Below are 12,612 nucleotides of genomic sequence, written 5' to 3' on the forward strand. Positions count from 1 at the left end.
GAGGATGGGACAAAAGAAATTTAGTAAAGAAAAATCCGAACGATAAGTTTAAGTCCTCCATTAAATTCAAATTAATGGAGGACTTTGTATAGAGTGTTGATCTCTTTAATTAAGTATAGTTTAGCGCTCGCTTACACTTATTAATGTTATGTGCTGCAATTCGCTGCGGCAGAATGCTTCGCTTTCCGCGGGCACGGCCTCAGCCCTCCTCGGAAGAAGACCACTTCCTGTGGGGTCTTCAGACACGTGCTATTCCCGCAGGAGTCTACGCATTCTGCCTTCGCTATGTAAAGTGTCTAGATGTTATTAAAGCTATCGAACATAAAATTACGTTCTGGGCAGTCTTTCCTCGCAAAAGCAGCCTTTTTTTAGTGGAAATCAAGTAGAGAAGGAGCTTAGTGGAGGAAACACACGAAGACTCCTACGGGAGGACAGGCCTAGGTGAGACTATGGAGTGCGATAGCACGTAGTAGGCTCACCAGCCGCCCGTGGAAAGCGAAGTGTGTTTCCGGAACGACGTGCTTCACACAATACTGAATTAAATAAGTCCATTATTTTCATCAACTATGAATTAACATTCAATTGTAGAAAGTTAACATTCCGAGATTCCTATGCTATAATATTCGTCTTTTGATTGGAAGGTTTTCGTTTTGTCCCAGCCCCTTTTTCTATATTCCTTTTCTTTAAAGAAAACCGCTATAACTGTTATACTTAACATATCAAAACAAGGAGGGATAACATGCAACTAGAGGATAAAAAGGTGATTGCTCTCATTGAAGATGATTTTGAAGATTTGGAGCTATGGTATCCAGTTCTACGTCTTCAAGAAGAGGGGACACAAGTGGATTTAGTTGGAAAAGAAGCGAATAAAAAGTATATTGGAAAATACGGTGTGCCTGCTGAATCTGCATATGCTTTCTCTGATATTAATGCAGCAGACTATGATGGGATTCTTGTTCCAGGTGGTTGGGCGCCAGATAAATTAAGACGCTATCCAGAAGTATTGGAAATGATTCAAGACATGGATGCGGAGAAAAAGCTAATTGGACAAATTTGTCATGCAGGCTGGGTACTAATTTCAGCAAATATTCTAGAAGGAAGAAAAGTAACGAGTACGCCAGGAATCAAAGATGATATGACAAATGCAGGAGCTACCTGGAGTGATGCGCCAGTCGTTGTGGATGGTCATATTGTGTCTAGCAGAAGACCTCCAGATTTACCTGAATATGTGAAGGTGTTTGCGGATAAACTTCGCGTGCTATAGAGGGAGTATGAAAGCAACGGTGTGTAAATAAAATAATCTATTGATACAAAGGTCTAGGGTAGCAATTTGCCTAGACCTTTTTTGCGATTTAAATTGATCTCACTGTTCCTGTGAAAAATTTATCTGAATTTATTAAATTGTTGTTACATTCTTATTATATTTGTGATATAATTTTTTTAAATTCGCTTGCCTTCTTTGTATATTATGGTATTTCATTCCATAATTTCTTTAGGCATCTTTAGGAGGGATAAAAAGGAAACCGGTTTCCTTATTGATTTATATTCAAATGCGCTTACAGTTAAAAATTTTAAACAAGATAAATCAGGAGGTGCTGGAAATAGCTATTATTAAATTTCCAAAAGAAATGAAATGGGGTAGTGCTACGGCATCCTATCAAATTGAAGGAGCAGTTAAGGAAGGGGGACGTGGCCCGTCGATATGGGATACATTCTCTCATACACCGGGGAATGTAATTAATGGGGACAATGGTGATGTGGCTTGCGATAGCTATCATCGATATGAAGAAGATGTGAAATTGCTAAAGGATTTGGGTGCAGATGTTTATCGGTTTTCGGTATCGTGGTCTAGGATTTTCCCTGATGGAACAGGTGAGGTTAATCAGGAAGGGCTGGATTACTATCATAAATTAGTAGATGCATTGCTTGATGAGGGAATTGAACCAATGTGTACACTTTATCATTGGGATTTACCTCAGAAGCTTCAAGACAACGGCGGGTGGAATAATCGTGAGAACATGGAAGCATTTGTAACCTACGCTGAAGTTATGTTTCGTGAATTCAACGGTAAAATTAACTACTGGATTACATTGAATGAACCTTGGTGTGTAGCATTCCTATCGAATTACATTGGTGCTCATGCCCCAGGGAATAGAGATTTGAATCTAGCAACACAAATTTCCCATCATATAATGCTTGCTCATGGAAAGGCAGTAAAGAAATTCAGATCGTTAAATGTGAAAGGTCAAATTGGTTATGCTCCAAATACAACATGGCTCGAACCATACAGCAATAAACAGGAAGATATTGAGGCTTGCAGGAGAGAAGTTGGCCATTATATTGATTGGTTTATGGATCCAGTTTTTAAAGGTGAATATCCTCAATTTATGTTGGATTGGTTAGGTGGGAAAGGTGTAAAGCTGGTCATAGAAGACGGGGATATGGAGACGATTCATCAAGCCATTGATTTTCTCGGCATTAATTACTATACAGGGCATATTGCTAGGTATAAAGAAAATGAAGGGTTATTTGATTTCGAAATCGTTGATAGTGGTACGGATAAAACGGATATTGGCTGGGAGATTTATCCGGAGGGCTTGTACAAGGTTTTAACAACGATAAAAGAAAAATATGGAGATATTCCTATCTACATTACGGAAAATGGGTCCTGCTATAATGACGAGCCAGAAAATGGTCAGGTGAAAGATACGAAGCGAATTGATTATTTACAAAGACATTTAGTCGCTTTGGATAGAAGTATTCAGTCAGGTGTAAATATTAAAGGATATCTAACTTGGTCACTACTGGACAATTTTGAATGGGCTTTTGGCTACAGTATGCGATTTGGGATTGTTCATGTAAATTATCGAACACAGGAGCGAACAAAGAAGGATAGCTTCTACTGGTTAAAGCAAACCTTCGAAAATAATTGGTTTGAAATGTAGAAGAGGAGGAATAGTTTTGAAAAAAGTACGGTGGGGAGTTTTAAGTACAGCGGGTATTGCACAGGCTCAACTCATTCCAGCGTTTCAGCGAGCGAACAATGCTGAAGTGACAGCTATTTCTAGTGGAAGCGGAATAGAAAAGGCTGCTACAGTTGCCAAGAAATTATCAATTGAAAAATCGTATGGCAGCTATGAACAATTGTTGGACGATTCGGATATAGATGCCGTTTATATCCCACTGCCAAACCATTTGCACAAAGAATGGGTAATGAAAGCGGCAGAGAAAGGAAAACATATTTTGTGCGAAAAACCTGCTGCACTGAATATGGAAGAATTATTGGAAATGGAACAGGCATGTGCCAAACATCAGGTTATCTTTATGGAAGCATTTATGTATTTTTTCCACGCACAACATGAACGTGTGAGAGAAATAATCAATTCCGGCGAAATCGGCGATGTGAAGCTAATTCGGGCAGGATTTTCGTTTCCGCTACATGAAGAAGGAAATATCCGCTATCAATTTAAAGAAGGCGGCGGAAGTATGTATGATATCGGCTGTTATACGATCCATACATTACGAAATATTCTAGAAGCCGAACCACTAACTGTACAAGCCCATGCAGTAATCCATCAGAAATTTGCAGTTGATACGGATGTTGTTGCGTATTTGCAATTTCCGAATGGAATTAGAGCAATGTTTGACATCAGCTTTGGGCTAACCAACCGCAGTGAATATGAAGTAATTGGAACAAAAGGGAAAATTACAGTTCCTCGAGCATATCGACCGGACAATCAGGGTGGAGATGGAATTATTATTGTTGATGTGGAAAATGTCTGTCGTACCGAAACGGTTAACAGTGACCAGTATCGTAACCAAGTTGAGCATCTTTCAAATGTGATTCTGGAGGACCATCATCCTATCGATCATGATTGGAATAACACCATAAATAATATGCGTACGATAGATGCTTGTTTCGAGTCAATCCAATCTGGAAAGCAAGTAAATGTAAATTAAACAAACCACCTTTTTAGTTATTTTAATTTACAGAAAATAATTGATTATGCAAACTTTTTGTAATATACTATGATTTAAGAAAACGTTTACAAGCGAAAACGGGATAAAGTTCTTTTTTTTAATCCATTTAGGAAACCGGTTTCCTTGTAAGGTTATCCATCCTTTATTGAATACAAAAAGGGAGGAGGAATGGTTGTTCAATCGTTTTTTATGTATAAAAATATGAAGATTACAGGGGGTAAAACATGAAAAAGTGGTTAATGTTCGTTGTTTTCTCAGCACTCATCGTAACTTTGGTGGCTTGCAGTAATGATGAAGCAGGAGATAGTGATGGTAAAGTGGAATTAGACTTTTGGGTTTTTGGAAGTACTGGGTATGATGTCTTGGTTGAAGAATATATGGAGGAGCATCCAGATGTGAAGATTAATTTTAATGAAGGTGAAATGGAGGATATGCATAACAACCTATTTACCTCCCTATCAGCTGGAAGTGGTGCGCCTGACATTGCACAGATTGAAATTAGTGAAATTACTAAGTTTATGCAGGCACAGGATCAGTTTTATAACTTAAATGATTACGGTGCTGAAGATGTAGAGGCAAACTTTTTAGACTGGAAGTGGGCACAGGCTAGAAGTGTTGATGACTCTTTCCAAATCGGATTACCAACTGATATTGGACCAACTACATTGTTCTACCGTACCGATGTAATGGAAGAGGCAGGATTTCCTACCGACCCAGAGGAACTAGCTGCGGAAATTGACACTTGGGATGCTTATTATGAGGCTGCTTTGACGATTATGGAGAAAACGGGCAAGCCTATTACGGACAGCCCTGAGATGTTGTTCAATGCAATCCGTGACCAGCAGGAACAGCAATATTTTAATGAAGATGATGAGTTGATTATTGAAGATACGGTAAAAGCCTCTTATGATTTTGCAACGAAGATGATTCAGGAGGGCTTAGTTGGTAAAAACGAACTTTGGAGTCCTGAATGGGGAAATGGAATGGCAGAGGGTAGTTATGCTACGATGCCTGGTTCACCAGCATGGATGATTGCTAATGTAAAAGGAAATGCACCAGATGCCGGAGGGAAATGGTCATTGACCACTATTCCTGAAGGTGCTGGAAACTGGGGAGGATCATTCTTGACCATTCCGAAAGAGTCGGAACATCCAGAAGAAGCATTTGAATTCATATCTTGGTTAACGTCACCGGAAATACAATTACGATCTTTTCATAACAATGGCCTATTTCCGTCGACACCAGATGTGTATGAGGATGAAGAATTCCTAGCAACTTCAGATGAATACTTTAACGGTGCAGAAACGGCAAAAATATTTGCTGAAGCAGCACAATCTGTAAAAACAGTCTATATGGGTGTGAATTATGCAATTGTTAACAACGAGCTTGCAACAGCACTGATGAATGTCGCAATTGAAGGTGCGGATCCCCAAGAAGAGTGGGATGCAGCAGTAGAACGAATCAATACCCAACTTGAAAGGCAATAAAGAAAATGAAAGCGGTCTATATTGTCATAAGAAACTTATATACTGGAATTAACGGCAAATAGACCGCTCAACCTAATGAAAGGAGCGAAAAGATGGAGCAAGCGAATAAGGCAATTCATACGGAGCCTGATTGGACACCACCTGGGAAACCGAATCGGCCAAATAAAACAAGGAAATCTTTCTTTACTGAAAAGAGAAAAGAGGCCTTATCAGGTTATCTTTATGTTTCACCATTTTTCATCCTGTTTATGGTTTTCGGCTTATTTCCTATTCTTTTCAGTTTTTATCTAGGATTTCAGCAATGGAATGGCATTGGTGGATTTGGTTCGATGGAATTTATCGGTTTACAGAACTTTAAATGGATTTTAACCGATCCCATTTTTTGGAAATCGTTATTGAATACTTTAATTATTTGGGTACTTGGAACAATTCCACAATTGATTATCGGGATCATTTTGGCTTACGCATTAAATTCGGTATTGATTAAGATGAAAACCTTTTTTCGGGTTTCAATTTTCTTGCCATATGTTACTTCAACGGTTGCTGTTGCTATCGTTTTTGGTATCATTTTTAACTCACAGGAATTTGGTCTAATTAATGTAATCTTTGGTATATTTGGCTTTGATCCAGTGAGTTGGGAAACGTCTGAATGGGGTGTGAAGATTGCAATCTCCACGATGGTATTCTGGCGTTGGATTGGTTACAATACGATCATTTACTTGGCTGGTCTTCAAGGAATACCGAAAGAGTTATACGAAGCAGCTGAAATTGATGGTGCAACGGTTAAACAGAAGATTCAATTCATAACCATTCCAATGATCCGACCAATCATCATTTTGACGGTCTTTACATCAACAATTGGTGCTCTCCAATTATTTACCGAACCAATGATTTTCCTTGGTCGCGGTGCTAGAGAAGAAGGAATTACCGTCGTTCTCTATTTATATCGGGAGGCATTTTCTAATCTTGCCTTTGGACCTGCTTCAGCAGCAGCCATTATTTTATTTATCATCATTATGATTTTGACCTCAATTAATGTATTTGTTGCAAATAGGATTGGGAAATAAGGAGGTATAGCTAATGAGTGAAAAAATCCAACGAAAAAAATTACAAATTTCAAAAGGCTTTATTTATGTGCTTCTTGCCATTGCTGCCTTCTTATCCATTTTTCCGTTATACTGGATGTTTGTCATGGCAACAAATCACAATAGTGCAATAAACAGTGTTCCACCTGCATTCATTCCGGGAAAGGAGCTTGTTACAAATTTTAGTAATGTATTGAATACGATTGATTTCTTTGGAGCGATGTGGAATTCATTTGTCGTTTCGACGATAACTACAATTGGTGTTTTATTTTTATGCTCTCTAGCTGGCTTTGCGTTTGCCAAGTTTCAATTCAAAGGAAAGAATGTTTTGTTCCTACTTATTCTGATTACCATGATGATTCCTCCACAGCTTGGATTAATCCCACAATATTTTATCATTACGGAGCTAGGATGGCTGAATGATTATAAAGCAATAATTATACCGGGCCTAATTGATGCATTTGGGATATTTTGGATGAGGCAATATATCAGTAGCAATGTGCCAGATGAGTTGATGGATGCTGCAAGAATTGACGGATGCTCTAATTTCCGAGTGTATTGGAATATAACGGTACCAGTAATTATTCCAGCATTTGCAACACTGGCAATTATTAAGTTTATGTATGTCTGGAATGATTTTCTCTGGCCGTTGGTCGTTTTGCGTGAGCAAGCATCGCAAACCATTCAGGTTGCCCTTCGTTTGTTAATTGATAACTATGTGCGGGATAATGGTATGATATTATCAGGAACATTCTGGGCAACAGTACCATTGATTATTATATTCATATTCTTAAATCGACTGTTTATTCAAAGCCTTACTGAAGGTGCGATAAAGAGTTAGTAAATATTGAGATAGAGGGATCAACATGAAGCTTACAATCGAGCAGATAGCAAAAATGGCTGGAGTATCAAGAGGGACTGTATCGAAGGTCATCAATAATACGGGGAGCATCAGTCCAAAAACAATAAAAAAAGTAAAAAGAGTGATTGAAGAAACAGGATATCAGCCAAGTTTTTCTGCGAAGACACTTGCTACGCAAAAGTCGAATCTCATTGGATTGATTTTTGCTGGGAACATCAATGCAAGAATTAATCATCCTTTTTTCACAGAGGTAATTAATGCATTTAAGACGACAATTGGAAAACTTGGTTATGACCTGCTGATTTTCTCGAATAATAATTTCAGCAAGAATGAACAGGATTATTTGGCAAGAAGCAAACACTTTCATTTGGATGGTTGTTTAATTATTGCGGGGGAAAAGGTAGAACAGGCAGTTCCAGAACTGGATCAAAGCAGTATGCCATGTGTAGGTATCGATATTAAACTAACGGGACCGAACTCAGTTTATATCATGTCAGACAACATAAAAGCTGCCACCTTGGTTGTCGAGTACTTTCATGAAAATGCCATTAATAATGTTGCCTTTATCGCCGGTCCAGAGGATTCGATTATATCTAATATACGAAAGGATGCTTTTATCGAATCCATGAATCGCTTTGGAATGCCTGTGCGAAAAGAGTGGATACAGCATGGTGATTATTTTGAAAAGAGTGGATATGAAGCAATGAAACGAATACTTGCGGAACATCCAATTCCAGATGCTGTTTATGCCGTATCTGACATGATGGCAATTGGTGCCATGAAAGCAATAAAGGATGAAGGACTGTCCATACCTGATGATATCGTACTGATAGGTACTGATGATATTGAAGTCTGCAAATTTACGGATCCACCACTGGCGACAGTTATGCAAAATAAAGAAAAAATGGGAACAGTGGCAGCACATATGCTATTTGAACTTATTAATGGTAAAGAAACGTCAGATCAAGTACTGGTAGATCCAGAGTTACTGATCCGGGAGTCAGGTCTTATCCAAAACAACCATATGAAAAGGTGATTGTAATGCAAAAGTCGGAAAATATTCTGTTTCGTGTGCTGGATATATTTGCTCATTTCGTATTGCTTAATTTACTATGGGTTCTTTTTTGTATTCCTATTATAACGTTTTTTCCGGCAACAGCTGCATTGGTTGGTGTTTCCAAGAAATGGGTAACTGAGGGGATAGAAGTAGGAACAGTACGTATATTTCTGCGCTCTTTCAAGGAAAATTTTAAGAAGAGCTTGGTCATTGGAATCATCTGGATGTTAGCGGGATTGATTTTATATCTCGATTTTTCAATTTTATTGCATACAGAATTTCCAATGAGGACAGTGGTATTTAGTTTATTGGTTTTTGCCAGTCTAATCTACTTGTTCATGAGCGTTTATGTATTATTGATTTTGGTAGAGAACCAGCTTTCTATCTTACATACCATCAGGAATACGTTATTTTTGTCTATCGGATATGTATATTACACAATAACTTTTCTCATAATCATTGCGGTGTCGTTGCTGCTAACACTTAAATTTCCAATCCTTTTCATGGTTTTTGGAAGTACACTGGCGTTTATTGTATCAAGCATCTTTCAACGCCTAACATTGAAAATAAGTAAATAAGATTGAATATTCAGGGTTATATGAGTAAATATATGAGTAAATATAGGAGGAAATAGGATGGGAAAAGCAGGGTTTCAGCTTTATACGTTAAGGGAATCAGCAGCAAAAGACTTATTAGGTACCATTAAAAAGGTAGCAGAGATGGGATATCGTGGTATTGAGTTTGCTGGGTTTTTTAAGGTTTCTGCCGAAGATGTTAAACGAACATTGATTGAAACGGGAATCAGTCCAGCAGGTGCACATGTTCAGCTTACTGATTTACGGCATCATTTGGAAGAAACGCTGGCATACCATGAAACAATTGGCAATCAACTTCTTATTTGTCCATTCCTGCCAGAGGATATGCGAACGACAAGGGATGATTTCGAAAAGACAGCTGAATTGCTAAATGAAATCGGCAAAAAAGTAAAGCAGGCAGGATTTGAGTTCGGTTATCATAATCATGCATTTGAATTTGCGTCCTTTCAAGGGGAAACAGGATTTGATATTCTCTATGAAAATACGGATCCTGATTATATGAAAATGGAATTGGACTGTTATTGGGCGGAATATGCTGGTTACGATACTCTTGAAATAATTGATAGGTATGGGGATCGTTGTGTCTCAATCCACATGAAGGATATGAAGAAGAATGGGGACGAAACGGTTTCGACTGAGCTGGGATTAGGATCTCTTGATTTAGATTCTTTCGTAAAAAAGGGGCAGGAACATCAGGTGGAATGGTTTATTGTGGAACAAGAGCACTTTACGCAGAAACCAATTGACTCTGCCCGACTTAATGCCGAGAAAATAAAGAATATCATGAATCGCGTGGAAAAAATACGAAACGTAAAAGGAGAAAATTAAGATGGATTGTTTAAGAATTGGAGTTATCGGATGTGGGAGCATTGCAAGGCGACGCCATTTGCCAGAATATGCAAACAATGACAAGGTGGAAATCATTGCTGTTTGTGACAGCTATGATGTTCGTGCAAAGGAAATAGCGGAAATTTATGGTGCAAAGGCCTATACGGATTATCATGAATTACTTCTCGATCCAGACCTTGATGCTGTGAGTGTTTGTCTGCCGAATTCCTTTCATGCACCTGTTTCCATAGCAGCATTGAATGCAGGGAAACATGTACTTTGCGAGAAACCAATGGCAACATCTCATGAAGAGGCAACGCAGATGATTGATGCAGCAACAAAGAATGATAAGAAATTAATGATTGCTCATAATCAGCGATTTGTGTCTTCCCATAGAAAAGCAAGGGAGCTAATCGGAAATGGAGAATTAGGGAAAATCTACAGTTTTCGTACCGTATTCGGCCATGGTGGACCTGAAGGGTGGAGCATTGATGGAAGAAATAGCTGGTTCTTCGAGAAGGAAAAAGCCTTTATCGGAGCGATGGGTGACCTGGGTGTTCATAAAACCGATCTGATCCGCTATCTGCTCGGTGAAGAAGTTACCGAAATTGCTGCATTTGTAGAAACAAATGCTAAGGAAAACACGAATATTGATGATAACGCGGTATGTATTTTAAAGATGGAAAGCGGGATTATTGGTACATTGGCTGCGAGTTGGTCCTACGTCTCTGAATCGGATAATTCAACCATTATTTATGGTGAAAATGGGATTATTCGATTAGAAGATGACCCAGAACATTCTCTAATCGTTCAGTACAAAAATGGGGAAGTAATAAAATATAAATTAGATAAGATACAGACGAACGATGCTGATGGACAGCACACCTCCCATATTATAGACAGTTTTATCAATGCAATTATAAAGGATACAGATGTGCCGATAACAGGGTCTGAAGGGTTGAAATCACTTCAAGTTATTTTATCAGCATTGGAGTCATCCCAGCAAAAAGGGATTGTCCGAGTTCCAATCTGAAAATATAAGCACATGTTTTACGATACGCTTATTTTTTATAAAACCTGGAACAGTAGTAATCCCTATGGTCCATATCAAGAAGTTGAGAATCCCAATCTGAGCTCTCGATTCTTGTTGTGAAAAATATAAATTATTGATTGACTATATTTTAAATTTTTGGTAAATTTAAATAAATAAAATACAAGCTGCTTAATCTATTAGACTCTATTGTAGAAATAGGGCAAACCCTTAGATAAAACCAGTTATATGTTCAGGAGTAATGCATACATGCTTTCCTGTTTATATTGCTGGTTTTTTTCTTTAAAAAACGAAGGAGGAAGTTATTTTGGAAAAATTAATTGAATTAGACAAGAAACATTTTATTCACCCAACATCATCGATTCAGCAACAGCAGGAGAATGGAGCGAAAATCATTGTAGATAAAGGGGAAGGGATTTATATAACGGATGTTAATGGTAACGTTTACATTGATGCCATGTCTTCTTTATGGAACGTGAATGTTGGTCATGGAAGAGAGGAGCTTGCTGAAGCAGCTGCTGAACAGATGAAGAAGCTTGCATTTAGCTCGACCTTTTCTACGTTTAGTCATAAGCCAGCAATTAAGCTAGCAGAAAAAATTGCATCCATTGCTCCAGAGGGCTTAAATGCAGTCTTTTTTACATCTGGTGGTTCTGAGTCAAACGATACGGCAATTAAACTTGTTCGACATTACTGGAGAATACAAGATAAACCCGAACGTAGAAAAATTATTGCATTGAGGCGCGGATATCATGGTGTAGCTGCTGCATCAACAAGTGCTACAGGTATTCCTGAGTTTTGGAATATGGCTGGAAATATGATGACCGATTTTCATCATGCTAATACTCCATATGAAAATGGTACAGATAAAGCAATTGCATCTCTTCGTCAGGTAATTGAGGCAGAAGGAGCCGAAACAATTGCTGCTTTTATAGCTGAACCTGTTCAAGGTGCAGGAGGCGTTTTAATTCCTCCAGTAAATTATTTTAAAGAAGTTCGGAAAGTTTGCGATGAATATGGCATTTTACTTATTGCAGATGAAGTAATTACGGGATTTGGCCGAACAGGGACAATGTTTGGAGTCGAAAATTGGGGAGTCAGACCAGACTTACTTTCATTTGCGAAAGGTGTATCAAGCGGCTATGTACCACTTGGAGGAGTCATCGTATCGGATGAAATCTACAATATCTTGAAGGAGAAATCAAAAGGTACATTATTCCACGGTTACACTTATAGCGGACATCCAACCGCAGCGGCAGTAGCACTGAAAAACATAGAAATTATCGAACGTGAAGGCTTAGTCGATAACGCAAGGAAAATGGGAGATGAATTATTAAAGGGATTCGGGAGGATTAAAGAAGAGTTAGATATTATTGGTGATGTTCGGGCGATTGGCCTTCTAGGTGCGATAGAGCTTGTCGAGGACCCTAAAACAAATAAACGGTTTTCACCTGATTTACAAGTTTCTGCAAAAGTTATAGAAGCATTACACAACCGAGGTGTTATTTGTAGAGCCGTAACGTATGAAGGTACAGACATTATTTGTTTTGCTCCCCCGTTAATTATGAATCTGTCACAAGTAGATTCATTGATAGAGAGAGTTTATGGGGCAATTAAGGAAATACGTGAAGAACTTACAATTGTTTTAAACAAATAATTTGAAAA

Annotated in this window: 11 protein-coding genes; all 11 read left to right on the plus strand. The window is 38.3% G+C overall.

Annotated features, from left to right (window positions below; genetic code table 11):
* The first annotated feature begins 739 nt into the window (after nucleotides 1–739).
* Complete coding sequence (locus D8M05_RS00100) at nucleotides 740–1,264, plus strand: type 1 glutamine amidotransferase domain-containing protein (RefSeq protein ID WP_121127526.1); 525 nt, start codon at nucleotides 740–742, stop codon at nucleotides 1,262–1,264.
* Nucleotides 1,265–1,601: 337 nt separating this feature from the next.
* Nucleotides 1,602–2,945, plus strand: coding sequence for a GH1 family beta-glucosidase (locus D8M05_RS00105; RefSeq protein WP_121127997.1), 1,344 nt, complete (start codon nucleotides 1,602–1,604; stop codon nucleotides 2,943–2,945).
* A 16-nt stretch (nucleotides 2,946–2,961) separates the two neighbouring features.
* The gene (locus tag D8M05_RS00110) at nucleotides 2,962–3,960 is read left to right on the plus strand and encodes a Gfo/Idh/MocA family protein (protein WP_121127527.1); all 999 of its coding nucleotides are present in this window, start codon (nucleotides 2,962–2,964) and stop codon (nucleotides 3,958–3,960) included.
* A 245-nt stretch (nucleotides 3,961–4,205) separates the two neighbouring features.
* The gene (locus D8M05_RS00115; RefSeq protein WP_121127528.1) at nucleotides 4,206–5,468 is read left to right on the plus strand and encodes an ABC transporter substrate-binding protein; all 1,263 of its coding nucleotides are present in this window, start codon (nucleotides 4,206–4,208) and stop codon (nucleotides 5,466–5,468) included.
* Nucleotides 5,469–5,560: 92 nt separating this feature from the next.
* Nucleotides 5,561–6,535 (plus strand): carbohydrate ABC transporter permease, encoded by a 975-nt coding sequence (locus D8M05_RS00120; RefSeq protein WP_121127529.1) that lies wholly within the window; start codon nucleotides 5,561–5,563, stop codon nucleotides 6,533–6,535.
* Between the two features lie 13 nt (nucleotides 6,536–6,548).
* Entirely contained in the window at nucleotides 6,549–7,394 is an 846-nt protein-coding gene (locus D8M05_RS00125) for a carbohydrate ABC transporter permease (RefSeq protein ID WP_121127530.1), read from the plus strand.
* 25 nt (nucleotides 7,395–7,419) lie between these two features.
* Nucleotides 7,420–8,451, plus strand: coding sequence for a LacI family DNA-binding transcriptional regulator (locus D8M05_RS00130; RefSeq protein ID WP_121127531.1), 1,032 nt, complete (start codon nucleotides 7,420–7,422; stop codon nucleotides 8,449–8,451).
* A 5-nt stretch (nucleotides 8,452–8,456) separates the two neighbouring features.
* The gene (locus D8M05_RS00135; RefSeq protein ID WP_121127532.1) at nucleotides 8,457–9,050 is read left to right on the plus strand and encodes a YesL family protein; all 594 of its coding nucleotides are present in this window, start codon (nucleotides 8,457–8,459) and stop codon (nucleotides 9,048–9,050) included.
* A 57-nt stretch (nucleotides 9,051–9,107) separates the two neighbouring features.
* Complete coding sequence (locus tag D8M05_RS00140; RefSeq protein ID WP_121127533.1) at nucleotides 9,108–9,896, plus strand: sugar phosphate isomerase/epimerase family protein; 789 nt, start codon at nucleotides 9,108–9,110, stop codon at nucleotides 9,894–9,896.
* Nucleotide 9,897: 1 nt separating this feature from the next.
* Entirely contained in the window at nucleotides 9,898–10,929 is a 1,032-nt protein-coding gene (locus D8M05_RS00145; RefSeq protein ID WP_121127534.1) for a Gfo/Idh/MocA family protein, read from the plus strand.
* 325 nt (nucleotides 10,930–11,254) lie between these two features.
* Entirely contained in the window at nucleotides 11,255–12,604 is a 1,350-nt protein-coding gene (locus D8M05_RS00150) for an aminotransferase family protein (protein WP_121127535.1), read from the plus strand.
* Nucleotides 12,605–12,612 lie beyond the last annotated feature (8 nt).

Origin of the sequence: Oceanobacillus bengalensis (genome assembly GCF_003628445.1) — a bacterium.
Taxonomy (GTDB): domain Bacteria; phylum Bacillota; class Bacilli; order Bacillales; family Amphibacillaceae; genus Oceanobacillus; species Oceanobacillus bengalensis.